The organism is Leptotrichia sp. oral taxon 498 (assembly GCF_002240055.1).
Classification (GTDB): Bacteria; Fusobacteriota; Fusobacteriia; order Fusobacteriales; family Leptotrichiaceae; genus Leptotrichia; species Leptotrichia rugosa.
This window is the reverse complement of record NZ_CP016753.1, coordinates 1643039-1659391: the sequence shown is the minus strand read 5'-3', so window position 1 is coordinate 1659391 and position 16353 is coordinate 1643039. Positions and strand designations below refer to the sequence as shown.

16 protein-coding genes are annotated in these 16353 nt (G+C 29.9%); all 16 read right to left on the bottom strand.

Features of this window, described 5'->3' with window-relative positions; genetic code table 11:
- Positions 1-85 precede the first annotated feature (85 nt).
- The 16 genes from BCB68_RS08280 to cbiT all read right to left on the bottom strand — a co-directional run bounded on the left by BCB68_RS08280 (position 86) and on the right by cbiT (position 16124).
- Complete coding sequence (locus tag BCB68_RS08280) at positions 86-553, bottom strand: tRNA (cytidine(34)-2'-O)-methyltransferase (protein ID WP_094080347.1); 468 nt, start codon at positions 551-553, stop codon at positions 86-88.
- A 22-nt stretch (positions 554-575) separates the two neighbouring features.
- Complete coding sequence (ruvC, locus tag BCB68_RS08275; RefSeq protein ID WP_094080346.1) at positions 576-1151, bottom strand: crossover junction endodeoxyribonuclease RuvC; 576 nt, start codon at positions 1149-1151, stop codon at positions 576-578.
- Positions 1152-1224: 73 nt separating this feature from the next.
- The gene (locus BCB68_RS08270; protein ID WP_094080345.1) at positions 1225-2814 is read right to left on the bottom strand and encodes a hypothetical protein; all 1590 of its coding nucleotides are present in this window, start codon (positions 2812-2814) and stop codon (positions 1225-1227) included.
- 18 nt (positions 2815-2832) lie between these two features.
- Positions 2833-3849, bottom strand: coding sequence for a tRNA pseudouridine(55) synthase TruB (gene truB, locus BCB68_RS08265; protein WP_094080344.1), 1017 nt, complete (start codon positions 3847-3849; stop codon positions 2833-2835).
- 33 nt (positions 3850-3882) lie between these two features.
- Entirely contained in the window at positions 3883-5496 is a 1614-nt protein-coding gene (gene cls, locus BCB68_RS08260; RefSeq protein ID WP_094080343.1) for a cardiolipin synthase, read from the bottom strand.
- An 83-nt stretch (positions 5497-5579) separates the two neighbouring features.
- The gene (locus tag BCB68_RS08255) at positions 5580-5945 is read right to left on the bottom strand and encodes a Rid family detoxifying hydrolase (protein WP_094080342.1); all 366 of its coding nucleotides are present in this window, start codon (positions 5943-5945) and stop codon (positions 5580-5582) included.
- A gap of 102 nt (positions 5946-6047) precedes the next feature.
- Positions 6048-6416: a DUF956 family protein gene (locus BCB68_RS08250; RefSeq protein WP_094080341.1), complete on the bottom strand. Its 369-nt coding sequence runs from the start codon at positions 6414-6416 to the stop codon at positions 6048-6050.
- Between the two features lie 159 nt (positions 6417-6575).
- Positions 6576-7490 (bottom strand): PTS system mannose/fructose/sorbose family transporter subunit IID, encoded by a 915-nt coding sequence (locus tag BCB68_RS08245; RefSeq protein ID WP_094080340.1) that lies wholly within the window; start codon positions 7488-7490, stop codon positions 6576-6578.
- A 16-nt stretch (positions 7491-7506) separates the two neighbouring features.
- Complete coding sequence (locus tag BCB68_RS08240; RefSeq protein ID WP_094080339.1) at positions 7507-8328, bottom strand: PTS mannose/fructose/sorbose transporter subunit IIC; 822 nt, start codon at positions 8326-8328, stop codon at positions 7507-7509.
- 26 nt (positions 8329-8354) lie between these two features.
- Positions 8355-9347 carry a mannose/fructose/sorbose PTS transporter subunit IIB gene (locus tag BCB68_RS08235; protein ID WP_094080338.1) on the bottom strand — a complete coding sequence of 331 codons (993 nt, stop codon included), beginning with the start codon at positions 9345-9347 and terminating at the stop codon, positions 8355-8357.
- Positions 9348-9445: 98 nt separating this feature from the next.
- Positions 9446-10594: an N-acetylglucosamine-6-phosphate deacetylase gene (gene nagA / locus BCB68_RS08230; RefSeq protein ID WP_094080337.1), complete on the bottom strand. Its 1149-nt coding sequence runs from the start codon at positions 10592-10594 to the stop codon at positions 9446-9448.
- Positions 10595-10667: 73 nt separating this feature from the next.
- Positions 10668-13781 carry an autotransporter domain-containing protein gene (locus BCB68_RS08225; RefSeq protein WP_094080336.1) on the bottom strand — a complete coding sequence of 1038 codons (3114 nt, stop codon included), beginning with the start codon at positions 13779-13781 and terminating at the stop codon, positions 10668-10670.
- Between the two features lie 392 nt (positions 13782-14173).
- Complete coding sequence (locus BCB68_RS10735) at positions 14174-14416, bottom strand: NAD-binding protein (RefSeq protein WP_216639345.1); 243 nt, start codon at positions 14414-14416, stop codon at positions 14174-14176.
- A 20-nt stretch (positions 14417-14436) separates the two neighbouring features.
- Positions 14437-14697 (bottom strand): NAD(P)-binding domain-containing protein, encoded by a 261-nt coding sequence (locus BCB68_RS11065; protein ID WP_442915280.1) that lies wholly within the window; start codon positions 14695-14697, stop codon positions 14437-14439.
- Positions 14698-14866: 169 nt separating this feature from the next.
- On the bottom strand, positions 14867-15037 hold the full coding sequence (locus BCB68_RS10725; RefSeq protein ID WP_216639344.1) for an NAD(P)-binding domain-containing protein: 171 nt from the start codon (positions 15035-15037) through the stop codon (positions 14867-14869).
- 520 nt (positions 15038-15557) lie between these two features.
- Positions 15558-16124, bottom strand: coding sequence for a precorrin-6Y C5,15-methyltransferase (decarboxylating) subunit CbiT (gene cbiT, locus BCB68_RS08215; RefSeq protein ID WP_094080335.1), 567 nt, complete (start codon positions 16122-16124; stop codon positions 15558-15560).
- Positions 16125-16353 lie beyond the last annotated feature (229 nt).

Here is a 16353-nt window from a genome sequence, read left to right as displayed (position 1 = left end):
TCTAAGATGCTCTCCTTTCATCATTTAAATTTCTCTATTTCTTATTATATCACATAGTTTAATATAACTCAAAAAAAATTTTTTATTATTCAAATTCAAAATTAACTTGTTTTAACGCTTCATATAAAATAATCGCAACTGCATTTGATAAATTTAGTGAACGCCCTATTGGTAACATTGGAATTGTTATATTTTTTTCTTTGTGAGCATTTAAAAAATCTTCTGGGATTCCTCTCGACTCAGGTCCAAACATTATGTAATCATCTTTTTGAAATTTTACATCTGTATATTTTTGTTTAGTTTTTGTAGTCGCCATATAAATTTTAGCACTGTCATTACCTTCAATATTTTTGCTCCAAAAATCCTCCAAGCTTTCCCAGACAAAAAGCTGAACATCTTTCCAATAATCCAGTCCCGCTCTTTTTATTTTTTTATCACCTAATTCAAATCCCAATGGTTTTATTAGATGTAATTTTGTATTTGTCAAAACACAAGTTCTTCCAATATTTCCTGTATTTACATGAATTTCTGGATTTAATAAAACTATATTCATTTTTTTACCGCCTTTCTTGTTTTTATTTACTATTCAATAATTTTTTATAATCTGATAACTTTATTTTATCCGAATTTAATTTTTCTAATTTTTTTGTTATGTTGTCTCCTCGCTCAAATCCGCCAAATCCGTTTTTTGAATTGATATGAGTAATTGCAATTGCGAGTGCATCTGCTGCATCATCTGGTTTTGGAATTTTATCTAAATGCAAAATTATTTTTACCATTTGCTGAATTTGTTTTTTATCTGCACGACCGTATCCTGCAATCCCCATTTTTACTTGAAGTGGAGTATAGCTAAATAAATTTAATTTATTTTTTTGTCCAGCAAGTGTGATCACGCCTCTTGCCTGTCCCACTTTTATAACCGTTTTCTGATTTTTAAAAAAGAATAAATCTTCTATCGCCATATCAGTTGGTTTATAACGATTTATAATTTCATCTAATGAATTATAAATTTTCTCCAATCTAATTGGCATATCTTCATCTTTTTCAGTAAAAATACAACCGTAATCCAAGACATCTAATCTTTTCTTTGAATAATCAATAATCGAATAACCAACAATAGCTGTTCCTGGATCAATTCCCAAAACTTTCATTTTTTCTCCTAATACTTTTTTTTAATTTTTTATTCTTTGATTTTTTATTCTAAAAATTCTATATTTTTAAATTTTATGAATTGCTTTTTTCACTAAAATTTTCATCTATATAATTTTTAGCATAGTCAATATAACTGCATAAATCCATATCTTCATAATTCTCAAATTCACTTACATTCGTTTCCACTTTTTTTACTTTATATAAATTGCTATTTACATCTCCAAATCCAAATTTTTTATAATATTTATTTTTCTCTTGAATTACAACTTTATAATTCCCAGTTTTTGAAAAATATAATCGGTATTTTCTATTTTTTCTAAGTCTGTCGTTATCTTCATAAAGCACTTTACCATCGTTATCACACGCATAAATATTTTCGTAGATAGAAGCATACAAAAAAAATACATCAGGATTTTTTAAAAATAATTCTTTTATTTCGGTTTCAATGTTTTTCTTGTCAAAAAAGTAATTTTTAAGCACTTTTATCAGCCAAATGTGCTGCCTTGGTATAATTAAATTACCATAATCAAACTCATTTGTTCCAGTAATCTTTTTATCAATTTCATAAAGCAGCGATTTTTTATCTTTTAAAAAATTACTTATATAATTTATTTCTAAAATATTGCTATATTTATTTTCCATTTTAGTTTTTAACTCTTCCACATTTTTATCAATCAATAAAAAAACTTCATTTTTAAAGACTTCTAGCACTTTAATATTCTTTTTTCTAAAATATTTTTTTAATTTTTTTAAAATTATTCTTTCATATTTTTTTGTGATTCCTTTTAAATATGAAGATTGTAAAAGTAAATTTTTTGAAATTTTCTCTAAAATATTCAAATCATTTTTTTTAAACATTTTATTTTCCAAAAGACTATTATACAAAAAATCATCTTTTATTGACAGTTTGTACACATTGTCGTTCAAATAGTAACTTTCTTCTACTGTTTTAAAAACTTTTTTAGGAATCATTTTAGGTTGTTCAATATTTAAATTATTTTTCAAAATTAACGATAAAAGTTTATCATTGTTATAATAAAGATATTTTATTTTAGTTTTTAACTTCATACTGTTTTTATAATTTCCAGTTGTTATAATATTTAATAAATTTTCTTTTTCTTCCCAATTATTTTTATTCTTAGAGACATAATTGTACATCTTCTCTGTAGCCAAGACATCTTTTAAACAATAATCCACAACTTTTTCAACTATTTCATCATAGTTGTCCTTTTTTATACTCTTATTAAAATTTGCAAAATCCTGCTCTTCAATATTTTCACCCAAATTAAATTCAAATCCTTTTACGCCCAGCTTTAAGTCATATTCATCGGCAATATCATAAGAATAGAATTCACATTTCCCGTTTTTATATTTTTCTTTATACAAATTTTGGATTTCATTGATATTTTTATTCAATAAAAATCTTTTTGCCACTCTATTTTTATATCTCAAAAGTTCATTTATAATCAAATCATCAAATCCATGTCCTGCATATGAAATCATCACGTTTTTTGACACAATATCATAAAGCCTTTTTTTTTGCTGATTAAAGTTATCTGAGTCAATGACAAAAATATCTTTGCCATTTAACTGCTTTGCTACGACACAAAAATAATTCGGAAATACTTCAATATCAAATACGTATTTTCTAGCCTTTTTCATAGAACAAAAATTCTCCTTTTATAAAAAATATTTATCTCTTTTCAAATAAATTCTATCCTCTGTAACCTTTACAACCTTTACAATTCCACGGAAAACTTTAGCTTGAGTCCTTCTATCCCTTACATAAATCTTATATTTTTGCTCTGGCAAGACTATTATTTTTTTACCAAATTTTTTACTTATATTTTCAAATTTTTTATGAGAAGTTAGTACTGTCATTCCATTTTTTAACTTTTCATATTTTTCATTAGAAACATTAATTCCCAAATATTCCAACACATATTCAATTTCCGCAAAATATCCAAGATTTTCCAACTTTTCCAGTTTTTCCAAATTTTTTTCTTCATTTTTGTCAAATTTTAAAAATTTTTGTTCTAACTCATCAATCGTCACAGCATCTTCTATAACAAACTGGTCAATTTTTGTTCTAACAAGTCTTGTCATTGTTGCAAAAACTCCCAATTTTTCACCTATATCCCGCACAAGTGATCTTATATAAGTCCCACTTGAAACTTCCACAAAAAACGATATTTTTATCTTTTCATTTCTCAAAATTTTTATTTCTCTTAATTTTTTAACTTCTACTTTTCTAGGTTTTCTTTCAAGTTCAATTCCTTTTCTTGCCAAATCATATAATTTTTTTCCATCAATTTTTATTGCAGAATACATCGGCGGAATCTGTTCGATTTTTCCCAAAAAACTATTTATGACTTCTTTTATTTTCTCATCATCTATTTCGATTTTTCCAGTAAATTCTTTTACAATCGTACCTTCCAAATCATAACTGTCCGTTTCATAACCTAATTCCATTTCCACATAATATTCTTTATCTCTTTTCATCAAATCATCTGAAAATTTTGTAGCATTATTTATCAACACCATTATAACTCCTTCTGCCATTGGGTCAAGTGTTCCTGTATGCCCTACCTTCTTTGCACCAACAATTCTCTTCAAATGATTGATTGCTCCAAACGAACTAACTCCTTTAACTTTATTTAATAAAACTATTCCATCTTTTTCAAAATTATTTTTCATTTTACTCCTTTTAAATTTAATAAATTAATAAAATTACATAATCGGCGAAATCAATTTAAATCCAGAATTTCTCAGTCTTTTAAAAAAACCAACTTTTTTCAATCTCGCTTCATCAAATTTTTCACATAATTCCAAATCGCATAAAAACTGCTTTTTCAAATCACGGCTAATTTCTTCATTAAAAAACACCGAATTTACTTCATAATTTATCTCAAAACTTCGCATATCAAAATTACAAGTTCCCATTGTCGACATCTTTTCATCCACAATTATATTTTTACAGTGCAAAAATCCAGCTTTATATCGATATATTTTCACTCCAACATCAATTAATTCCTCAAAATAAGTTTCTGCAATCCAATACGGAATTTTTTTATCGGGAACTCCCGTCATCATTATTTTTATTTTAACTCCTGAGAGTGCCATTATTTTTAGCTGTGAAACAAGACTCGTGTCAGGTACAAAATACGGACTTTGTATGATTATCTCTTTTTTTGCGACAGAAATCATCTTTGAGTACAGGTATTTTAATGTTGTCCACTCGGTATCAGGTCCACTTGAAGAAACTTGCATGACATATTTCAACTTTTGCTTATCAATCGGTTCTTGCTCTTTTATTTCTTTAACCGCCTCCGATTTTATAATCCGTGAAAAATCGTCATTTTTTCCACCGCTGTTTAACCAATCTGTTACAAAAATGGCTAAATATTGCGCAGTTATTTCCCCAATAAATCTTGCATTCGTATCTCTCCAGCTAGAAAACCTCTTTCCACCGTCAATATATTCTTGACCTACATTCATTCCGCCAGTATGTAAAATTTCATTGTCAACAATCGTCATTTTTCTATGATTTCTATAATTCAATTTTGTTATTGAAAATTTTACATCTAAAAAGAACCTTGCTTCAATTCCAGCCATTTTCAATTCTTTTTTGTATTTTCTTGACAAATTAAACGCCCCCACACCATCAAAAAGCAATTTTATTTTTACACCTTCTTTTGCCTTTTTCAAAAGTAAATTTTTAATTTTTTCTCCCAGCTCGTCTGATTTCCAAATAAAATATTCCATATAAATACTGTGTTTTGCGCCTTTTATATCTTCCAAAATCGAATCAAATGCATCTTTTCCATTGTAAAACAATCTATAGCTCGTATTATTAGTCAAAAATGTCCCTTCAGATTTGTAGAGCATTTTTACAATTTCCTGCTCTCTTTCATTCATATTTATATTTTGCAACATCACATCAATTTGTTTATTTATTTTCTTTTCTCTTTCTTGAGGCGTTATTTTCTCAAAATTTTCATTTTTTGTACCTACAACCTTGTTATAATAAAAAAAATCTTTTGAGCGAAAAATTTCCGAAGTATCCCTTTGCAAAAAATTAAATAATCTGGAAAATATTTTTTTTTCTTCACCTTTCATCTTATTTGAAACAATTCTATTTTTTCTCCAGTTTATCCCAAAAAGAAAATATAAAATTATTCCTCCAACAGGGAAAACATAAATTGTAAATATCCACGCAAGCATATTATTTGGTGATCTGTCCGATAATAAAATTACTATTATGAAAATTATTACAAGTAAATAGTGCATCCTCTCAAAAAAAACTGTATAATTCAAAATTAAACCAAATAAATCGAACATCATTTCTCCTTTAATAAAAAATTTTAAAATTTAATTAAAAAAAGTAAACCTAATTTGTTTTAGGTTTACTTGCATAAAAGTGAAATTTATTTGCCACAATAAGCAATTGCTTCTATTTCTACTAAAACATTTTTGGGTAATTTATCCACAGCGAATGCAGAACGAGCTGGAAATGGCTCTACAAAATAATTTGCATAAATTTCATTAACTGCTCCAAAATCTGCAATATTATCTAACAAAACTGTCGTCTTTATAACATTTTGAGTAGTTAGCCCATTATTTTCCAAAATGGCTTTTATATTTTCCAAAACTTGTTTTGCTTGTTCTTCCACTGTGATTGCTTCTATTTTTTGATTTTCAGGATTAATGGCAATTTGCCCCGAAATATATAAAAAATCACCCGCTTTTCTAAATGCTGAATATGGTCCTACTGCTTCAGGTATTTTTTTCATAATAATCCTCCTAAATTTTATTTTACAATTTATCTTATAATTCATTTTATCACATTTTTTTATATCTATCAACAAAAATTCAATCATAAAATAAATTAAAAATTAATTTTTCTTTTTAAATAAATTTTTGATAGAAAACACAGGTTTATTTCTAACTATTTTTTCATTTCCAAGAAAATCTCGCATAGTTTTCAAAGTTTTTCCAGCATTTTTTACAACAAAGTTAAATGTCCCTGCACTTTTTGTATCAATAAAAAATCCACGAATATATTTATCCCGAAAAAACAGCTGTGCCCTTACTCTAATTATCTCTTCCCAAGGAATCTGTAAATAATCTTCAGGATTTTTCTCATTATAAAACTCAAACGCCCTATCTCCAACTAAAATATCTCCTCTTTTATTCCCAATCATTCCGCTCAATAAATTTGCCTTTGTATTAAACAAAACTTTTGTATTTTTTGAAATTGCCATCTTTTACCTTTCTTAATATTTAATATTAAATAATTTTTTTTATAATATTCAGAAAAACTTTTAATTTCAGAAAATTAACTAGATTATTATTCAAAAAAGGAACTATTTATAGCAACAGTTCCTTTTATTTTTTTGTATTCTATAATTTTTTTAATTTCTTTAGAATATTCCAATGAAATGTCCTGCTATTCCAACTATAAACAATGCAAAAATTATCAAAATTGGACTAACTTTCTTCTTCAAAAGCCACATACATAAAAATGTAAGAAGTAATGCTGCAAGTCCAGGAACAAGCTGATCCAAGTTATCCTGCAAAGTTGTAACTTTTTCAGGCGAAATTGAAAGCCCTGCAGCTAAATCTGTCAATATTTTTTGCAACTGAGTTCCATCTACCATTCCTTTTGGAAATTCGATAAACGCACCTTTAGATAATTTTGCACTCGCAACTATCATAGGAAATTTAATTGTAATCCATCTTTGAACCAAAATTCCCATTACAAACATCCCTAGAATAGATGCACCTTTTGTTATTTTTTGTAACATTCCACCTGACAAATCCTGTGTAATTTCTGTTCCTTTCTGGTAACCAAATTCTTGTGTGTACCATAAGAATGCTATACGAATTACATTCCATAAAATAAAGAATAACAAAGGTCCTACAATCGAACCACTAGCAACTGCAAGAGAAGCCGCAACCGCTCCCAATATTGGACGAACAGTAAACCAGAACACTGGATCTCCTATTCCTGCAAGAGGTCCCATCATTCCTACTTTTACCCCTTGAATAGCCGCATCGTTAATATCTGCTCCATTTGCTTTTTCTTCTTCCAAAGCCAAAGTAACTCCTAAAATTGGTGCCGCTATATATGGATGCGTATTAAAGAATTCCAAATGTCTTTTTAATGCTGCTGACGCATCTTCTTTATTTGGATATAGTTTTTTTAATGCTGGTATTAACGCAAAAGCCCAACCACCATTTTGCATTCTTTCATAGTTCCAAGAACCTTGCAAAAATTGTGAACGAAGCATAACTTTACGACGATCAGCTTTTGTTAATTTTATTTTTTCTGCCATTTTATTCTCCTCCTAATTAATAATCATTTAGTATGTCTCCTAATGGATCTCCTGAAGCTTTTGAACCACTGTCGCCACTTCCTCCTCCACCATTGTTATTTTGAGTTACATTCAAGTAAATAATTGCAGCGCAAACTCCAATTATTCCTGTTGCAATCAAAGTTAATTCTTTTACTGGAGCTAATGCAAATCCTAAGAAGAAGAATGGCCATACTTCTTTAGTAGCCATCAAGTTAATTACCATCGCATAACCTACCGCCACTACAAATCCTCCACCTATTGTCATTCCATCTGTAAACCATTTTGGCAATGAACCTAGAGCACCTTGAACAGCAGAAGACGGAATAAATAACAATAACATTGCAGGAATTGCAATACGTAAACCTTGACAAATAAGTGCCACTATATGCCAAAACTCAACTCCAGCAAAATTTCCATTTTCAGCTGCACGATCAGCTTGGTGAACGATAACTACTGATAATGTACGAACTAACATTGTTAATACTAAACCTACAGTTGCAAGTGCTACTGCAATTCCAATGGCATTACTTATACCACCTTGATTAAACTCTCCAGCTTTTACAAATATTATCGCTGAAGCTACTGAAGCTAGAGCCGCATCTGGCGAAACTGCTGCTCCGACATTTGCCCAACCCATAGCCATAAGCTGTAATGTTCCACCTAGCATGATACATTCAGTTGGATGCCCAGTCGCAATCCCAATTAATGAACACGCAACAATTGGTTGATGGAATTGAAATTGGTCAAGAATACCTTCCATTCCAGCTAAAAATGCAACAATCAATATTAATACAATTGATATTATACCGAAATTCATAATACCCTCCTAATAATTTTAAAATTTTAAAGTTTTAAACCTTCACTTTCTTTTTCTTTTATCAATTTAAACAAATCAACTGGCTTATCTGCTGCCACTTTACGGACATCAAATTTTACGCCTAATTCTTTTAATCTCTTATATGTTTCCACATCATTTTGATCTACTGAAAGTACATTATTAATTTGAATTTTTCCAACAGAATGAGCCATTGAACCAATATTCAATTCTTTGATTGGAACTCCTTCTTCAATTACTTTTAGCGCATCTTGAGGATTTTCAAATAAAAGTAGCGCTTTTGTATTTCCAAATCTTGGATCTTTTGAAACTTCCACTAATTTTTTTAGCGGAATGACATGGGCTTTTACCCCTGGAGGTGCAGCCTGTTCTATAAGTTTTTTACGCATGTTGTCTTTTGAAACTGAATCTGAAACTACGATTATTCTATTTGGATTTGTTGCCTTTGTCCAACTTGTCGCAACTTGTCCATGAAGCAAACGAGTGTCGATACGAGCCAATACAAACTTGATTTTCCCATCTCCAATAACCGTTCCTTCTGGAATCGCACCTTTTGGTGTGTCATCTTGAGATGCTGCCACTGCTTTTCCTTCGCTCTTTGGCTCTAACTCTTCAGGACGCACCTTTACTTGGTCTTTTGCTTCTGAAATAATGGCTTTGGCTACTTCATGAGCTGTATCATAATCTTCTCTTTCTGACAACGCCGCAAGTAACATTGGTAAATTAAGTCCCGCAACGATTGCCCTTTTTTCAGGATTTTCTTCAAAAAATCTGTTTGATTGGTTAAAAGGACTTCCTCCCCATAAATCAACTAGGAATAAAACTTCTTCTGTTCCTAATTTCTCAATAGCTTTTTGAATATTTCCATACAAGTCATCAGGCCCTTCGCTTGGCATAAACACAACTGATTCAAGACCTTCTGTCTCTCCCAGAATCATTGAAGCAGACTGCTTAATACCCGCAGCAAATTCTCCGTGACTGGCAATGATAATTCCTACCATTTTTTTACCTCCTTCTTCATTTTAATTTTATAAAAATCTTTCGACAATTTAATTATACCTTTAATTTAAAAAAAATCAACAGTAAACTAAAAAATTTTTTAATATTTTTGGATATTTCCTTTAGAAATTGTTCCTTTTATATTAAAATTATTGTCAAAATAAGTCAGATCAGCAATGTATCCTTCTTTTATATAACCATATCTATCGTTTACCGAAATAAATTTAGCTGGATAGGAAGTTGCCATTTTTAGTGCTTCTTCCAAAGGCTGATTCACATATTTTACTAAATTTTTAACTCCATCAATCATAACAAGAGTTGATCCACCCAAAGTTCCACTAGGTGAAACCCATTTGCCATCGACGCACAAAACTTTGTTACCTTCAAACATAAATTCTTTCATATCAGTTGTTCCAGCTGGACTAACTGCATCAGTTACCAAATATAATCGCTCTTTCATAATTTTTTTAGCAATTTCAACAGCACAAAACTTTGAATGAAGCCCATCCACAATAATTCCAGCGCTAAGTTTATCGTCATTGAATAAAAATCCCACGACTCCTGGATTTCTTGATTCTAGTGGACTCATTGCATTGTATAAATGAGTTGCTCCGTCATAATACTCTTTTTTTTCTTCACATTCATCATAAGTTGCATTAGAATGTCCCATATTTATTTTAATTCCAGCTTTTCTTAAAATTTCCAAATGCTTTATTTTAGCTTTTTCAGGTGCAATTGTAATAATTCTTGTTATTTTCCTTCCAGCGTCTGAAATTTTTTGGACAATTTCATCTGAAAGAACCCTTATATATTCAGGTCTATGAATCCCTTTTTTTTCCACACTTATATAAGGTCCCTCAATATGAAGCCCTAAAACTCCAATTTCTTCCAAGTCTTTTATGCTTTCCAAAGTTTTTATCGCACTTAAAATTTTTTCATCAGGAGAAGTGATTAGCGTTGGCAAAAACGAAGTGCATCCAAATCTTTTGTTAGTTTCATTCATTATTTTTAAACCTTTTTCAGAAATATCATCATTAAACAGCACTCCACCACATCCATTTATCTGCAAATCAATAAATCCTGGCGACAAAACCATTCCTTCTATATCGACTATTTCATTTTCTACCAATTCTTTTTCAGTCAATTCGTTAAAATTCAATACTTTTTTTATAAGTGTTTTTTCTAAAAGAACTGTATTTTTTTCAATAAATTTTTCTCCGTCAAAAATTTTTGCATTTTTTATAATCATAAATTTCTCCTTTTTTCTAAATTTTTAACAAGAAGCCTTCACTTCTTACAATTATTTTTTTTAATTTAACATATCAAAAATTAATTCTAACTCCTGTTGTGTAAACATTGTTACTTCCTTTACCTTTTCCGCTATCCATAGAGCCATCATAGTTTACATACCATCCAAAACTTTTATTTACTTCAGTTAGTGCACCTGCTCCTACCCAAGTTTTATTTTTTGAAAGTCCAATACCTTTTACTTTGAATTTTGCTCCTGGAAGTCCAGTATATCTTGCATCAAAGCTCAAATCCTCATCTTTAAAAGCTTTTTGGTGTGTTACATATCCCTGGAAAGTCGTTTTGCTTTCACTATTCCAATTTACAGATTTTCCGACTCTAAGTCCTACTAATGCTGCGGTTTGATTATAAGTTTTTTTCTCCGCTGTAAGTCCAAATTGGCTGTCTTTTTCAGAAAATGAACCTCTTTGAACCGTGTCGTGAGTCAACCCAACAAATGGTGTTACGACAAAATCTCCATTTTTATTTTTTATATCATATCCTGTTTCCAAGTACCCTGAATAGACTTTGTCATTATGATTAATCTTTGCTTGGGAATAATCATTACTACCTAAAATGATGTCCCTTTCAACATCACTGTCAACAAATCCTGCTCCCAAACGACCTTGCAAATATAACGGATTATTTTTGTTACCTAATCTTCCGTACAACGAAAAACCAAAATTATTTGCATCGGATTTTCCTCCGTATCTGTCAAACTTAACATCGGCTTTTGAATAAGATAACGCTGTCCCTAAAATTAAATTTTCACCAAATTGTTTGTCAATTCCAACTTGTCCACCAAATACTTTTGTGTCTCCTGTTCCATATCCGTCTTGTTTTAGTTTACCATTTGCACCAAAACCTGATACCCAAAGTCCAAATTTATCCCCGACATTGTCAAGTGTTCCAAGCATTACAAGTCTATTTGACAAATCTTTATTTACAGTTTGTGAATGCCCGAAAGTCAACGCTTGAGCTGATGCGTAAATTTGTCCTGATAAACTGTCTAAAACTGCTGCTCTTGCTGTAGAAGAAAGCGATTGTAATTTTGCAGCTTTTTTCTCAAACTGCGAAACATTTTCCAATGTTCCATTCTCAATTTTTTTATCTAATGTTTGAAAAGCTGTTTCAATATTTTGCGCCGTATTTTCTTGCATCTCGTCAGTTCCTGCTATTTTTTTCACATAATCTAACACATTTTTTCTACTCAATTTCACACTTAATTTATTTCCTTTTACTTCAGTCGTACCATTAACCAATTCAGGTGTTTCCACTTTCCCAAAATTACCTTCAATTCCTTTTTCTGCTTCAATCACAGTCATCGATAATGGTTTTGCTGTAATATATCTTCCATTACTTAAAGTTTGTAATGTTGCACTCTCTCCATTTAAATTCACTGTTCCATTAACTATAAGTTTAGAACCTATTTCTGCTTTTGTTATAGAACCAGCTGTTGCTATGTAATTTCCTGTTATAATCGCTCCTGAACCTCTGTTTTCAAAAGTTCCTCCATTATTGTAAACACTTTTTGGAACACCATCCTTTTTATTTATTATAGCTGTTGGATACGTTACTAGCGTCCCTTGTGAACTTATTGTTATATCAGAAGTATTATTTCCATATATTTCTAATTTTCCTTCATCTATGGTAGTATCTCCAGCATAACTATTATTCCCTGTTAGAATTAATGTTCCATTACCAGATTTTTTCAATCCTGCATCACCTGTAATATCATTTTCAAAAATGGACGTCATTGAATTTCCAACATTAGCATTGAATTGTCCTTTTAATCCTCCTGCATTAGCATTTGGACCTACAATAAGTATGTTATTAAACTCAGCAGGACCTTTTAGAGCTTTCTTTTCATTAAGTAATCCCCAACCAAAGTTCAAACTAAGTTTACCATCTTCATTCATTGAGTCATATATTCTATCTGCAGTAGTAAGTATTGTCTGCTGTATTTCATGCCCTGTCATCCAAGGGAACTTTTCTTTTAATTTTACTGCAGTTGCCGTTACTTTAGGTGCAGCAAAAGAGGAACCATGTTTATTACATCCAGGAAGTTCGCAATCACCATTTGCTGCAATAGACCAGTAAGCTGCTCCTCCAGCGTGTGCCAATCTACTAGGATAATCAGTTATTGTTCCATCTGGGTTAACTTTTACTCCTACTACTGCTATCCATCCTTTTTGAAGTTTTCTATTATAATATGGTAATCCCGCTTCAAAATCTACACCATAAAATGGCTTATTCCCTGCAGCCCATACAAATAACGATCCATTTTCTATTGCTTCTTCATAAAATTTTATAATTTCATCTGCTTTATTTTTTAATTGCTCCTCAGAGTAACTTCCATCAGGAATATAAACCGTTTGCTGAAATTGTTTTTTATAGTCAAATTCATTAGTTTTATCAGGTGCTATATAAATCCCTTGAGGCTTATCAAATTGAACATTTTCGTGCCCCAACGACTGGTTGTATATCCTTACACCATTATTATACATTTGTCTATAATATTCTATATCAACTTGGTATGCTGGACCATTTGAAATACTTGCTCCGTATACTTCTGATTTTTTTGCTCCTTTTCCATTATTTCCAGCTAAAATAGTTGCAACAATAAGACCATGATCACTTTTATCAGTTGATTTTGTATTATTTTTTGCAAGTGTTGTCATTCTGTCGCCAAATTCCTCTTCAATTACTTTATCAAAAGTATCTCCTATTCCAAAACTATTAATTACCTTTATATGAAAATTTTCTGTTTTTGCATTTTTTCCGCTTAAAAAATCACTATCTAAAACTCCGACCTTAACTCCTTTCCCTGTAATCTCTCTTGAATCAACAGGTTTTGGAAAACGGTTATCAACTGTAGGTGTCTGAGGTTCCGATGCAGGATTCTGTGGTTGTACAACCTGTCTGTTATTATTTCCATTATTTGTTCCACCAATGTTTCCTGCATTTTGTCCTATGCTTGAACTTTCGTTACTTCCAATATTTCCAGTAGTCTGATCTGGATTTTGAGATGGTTGAGTTGAATGTGGTGTCGTTGGGGTTGCTTGAGATGTCTGCGAACTTCCGCCTCCACCTCCGCCACAGCTAGATAACACGGTAATCAAACTGATTAATAGTAGTGTTTTTTTCATTTTTTTCGCTACTTAATTTTAATTTATCATATTGCACTGACAATAAATTTTCATATATTTGTCAAATTACTCTAAAAAGTAGCGCCTCCTTTCTTTTTTTAAATTTAAATATTTATATTTTTATAATTATTACAATTTATTCATTCATTTAATTATACCATAAAATAAGAAAAAAACAATTAATATCTTAAAAATTTTATAGAAAAAGTTTTGCATATTTTGATTATAGTATCTATATCCAGTATACACATCTATTAAAAAAGGCAATAAGAAGTCTATCTTTTCATTTTTAAATAGTATTTATAAAAACCAAAATCAAGCCATTAAAATTAAAAATATTAGGCAAATATTCCTGATATTTTTTAATATATATTTTATCTCCTTATTTTAGCTTAATCATTTTTCTTGCTTAAAATTTCAAAAATAGCCGCCATATCTTGTTCTCCATACCCTTGTTCTAAAGCTTCTGAATAATTTTTAGTTGTATCTTCAATTAACGGTAATGATAATTTTCTATTTTCAATTTCTTCATTTGATAATTTTAAGTCTTTTGTTATATGTTTTAACATAAATGCCGCAGGATATTTTCTGTTTGTAAACATATCTTTTTTTTCCTGAAATAGTGCCGAACTCATTCTAGAATCTAAAATAGCATTTACAATAGTTTCTGTATTATTCCAAAATTTTGTGCTAATAATAATACTTCACTATAAGCTTCTCCAAATATTCCAAGTAAAGAATTTAATACTAATTTTGCTCCAGTTGCTTTTCCTAATTCTCCAAAATAATATGTTTTACTTCCTAAAATATCAAAAATTGAATATAAATCTTTGGTATCAGCTTCATTTCCTCCAACTAATATTAATAGAACTCCAGCAGTAGCAGCTCCTACTGATCCAGATACTGGTGCTTCAATATATTTTCCATTATTTTCAATAACAAGTTTTCCTACAGCTTTACTTTTCAGTAGGTGAAATTGTACTCATATTTACTATTTTTTTACCCTTTATTTTTGATAAAACATTTTCATTTAAAATTTCTAATGCCGCACTGTAATTTGAAATCATAAAGAATATAATGTCATTTTATTCAAAAATTTCTTCCACATTTTTTGTGTTTTTAGCTCCTTTTTCTACAAGTGGTAAAGTTTTATCAAAACTTCTATTGTAAACTGTCACATCAACAGAAGCTTTTAATAAATTTTCTACCATAGGAGTCCCCATTTGCCCCAATCCTATCCAACCTATTTTAGCCATTATTTTATTTCTCCCTTCACAACTTTAACTAATACACTTAACCAATCTTAATGTTCATTCATCATAACATTTAGAAAAGTTTAGCCAATATTTTTTCATTTGTTTCATGAATCATCATATTTTAAATTTTTGATTATTCATAATAACATAATGAGATAACAATATTGTAACATACTGAACCTCCCACGACTAAAGTCGCAGGGTTCTAAAATCTTTAAAAATATTTAAAAATTTTCTAAGAAGTTTGATAGTACAACAACTATCCTTATTCTTTTAGGCGTGTTCAGCTCGCCCCTATTGTATAGGACAACATTTAAGTCCACAACTTTACTTTTCTTTAGAATATTAATACTCCATTACAGTCTTCAATCAAAGATATTATATTATATATTCTACATTTTATCTACTAAAATTTTTCCATAATGCTTACTAAATTTTCGTGCAATTCATCTCACAACTAAAGTTGCGAGTGTTCTTGGACTATTTCATAAAAAACTACCTTTTAATATTTTTTTATATATTATTTTCTCGCAGAAATCACATAAATCGGATTTTCTGACATCATCATGTTAAAATCCTTTACTTTTCTATTTTTTGCCACAATTATTTGAGAAATATCAATATCCTCAAAATTTGATTTTTTTAAGCATTCAAGTGCTTCAAATGTGTTTTCTAAAACGATAAAATTTAAAGCGATTATTCCACCTTCTTTTAAATTTTCATAAGAATAATTGATAATTTCTGATAAATTTCCACCTGAACCACCGATAAACACTTTATCAAAAGTTATTCCTTGTGGTAAATCTTTTGGTGCTTTCCCAGAAATTACAGTCATATTTTTTATCTCAAATTTTTCCATATTCTGTTTTATTAAATCAACAGCTTCCTCTTTTTGCTCAATCGTGTAAACATGCCCATTTTTAGCAAATCTAGCCATTTCAATACTCACAGAGCCAGTTCCGCCACCAATATCAATACACACATCTTCATCAGAAATTTCCATTTTTGCAATACTTACCGCTCTTATCTCTTCTTTTGTCATCGGCACTTTTCCTCTGATAAATTCCTTATCTTTTATATGATACATTTTCTCTCCACTTCTTACATTTAATTTTTTTATTTTGTTAAAAACCTTCTTTTTATTACAAAAACTTTTAACCTTTTTTTATTTTTTCAAAATCACAGCATTCATTCCAAATTTCTCTTTATAATTTGCCAATTTACTCGCCTTTTCAAAAGATTTAATCACAATTTTTGCCGTTAAAATATACATAATTTCCCATTTTTTATTTCTCCAAAATTGTATTAAAATTCAA

Excerpts from the sequence above, each read along its gene's own strand:
- BCB68_RS08250 (WP_094080341.1), bottom strand. The coding sequence starts at position 6,416 with ATGGCAATTTCAAAAAATACAAAAGTTTTGTTTAATACAAAGGCAAAT.
- cls (WP_094080343.1), bottom strand. The coding sequence starts at position 5,496 with ATGATGTTCGATTTATTTGGTTTAATTTTGAATTATACAGTTTTTTTT.
- BCB68_RS08280 (WP_094080347.1), bottom strand. The coding sequence starts at position 553 with ATGAATATAGTTTTATTAAATCCAGAAATTCATGTAAATACAGGAAAT.
- BCB68_RS08235 (WP_094080338.1), bottom strand. The coding sequence starts at position 9,347 with ATGGTAGGAATTATCATTGCCAGTCACGGAGAATTTGCTGCGGGTATT.
- BCB68_RS10735 (WP_216639345.1), bottom strand. The coding sequence starts at position 14,416 with ATGAGTTCGGCACTATTTCAGGAAAAAAAAGATATGTTTACAAACAGA.
- cbiT (WP_094080335.1), bottom strand. The coding sequence starts at position 16,124 with ATGTATCATATAAAAGATAAGGAATTTATCAGAGGAAAAGTGCCGATG.
- BCB68_RS08270 (WP_094080345.1), bottom strand. The coding sequence starts at position 2,814 with ATGAAAAAGGCTAGAAAATACGTATTTGATATTGAAGTATTTCCGAAT.
- BCB68_RS10725 (WP_216639344.1), bottom strand. The coding sequence starts at position 15,037 with ATGGCTAAAATAGGTTGGATAGGATTGGGGCAAATGGGGACTCCTATG.
- truB (WP_094080344.1), bottom strand. The coding sequence starts at position 3,849 with ATGAAAAATAATTTTGAAAAAGATGGAATAGTTTTATTAAATAAAGTT.
- BCB68_RS08225 (WP_094080336.1), bottom strand. The coding sequence starts at position 13,781 with ATGAAAAAAACACTACTATTAATCAGTTTGATTACCGTGTTATCTAGC.
- BCB68_RS08245 (WP_094080340.1), bottom strand. The coding sequence starts at position 7,490 with ATGGCAGAAAAAATAAAATTAACAAAAGCTGATCGTCGTAAAGTTATG.
- nagA (WP_094080337.1), bottom strand. The coding sequence starts at position 10,594 with ATGATTATAAAAAATGCAAAAATTTTTGACGGAGAAAAATTTATTGAA.
- ruvC (WP_094080346.1), bottom strand. The coding sequence starts at position 1,151 with ATGAAAGTTTTGGGAATTGATCCAGGAACAGCTATTGTTGGTTATTCG.
- BCB68_RS08240 (WP_094080339.1), bottom strand. The coding sequence starts at position 8,328 with ATGAATTTCGGTATAATATCAATTGTATTAATATTGATTGTTGCATTT.
- BCB68_RS08255 (WP_094080342.1), bottom strand. The coding sequence starts at position 5,945 with ATGAAAAAAATACCTGAAGCAGTAGGACCATATTCAGCATTTAGAAAA.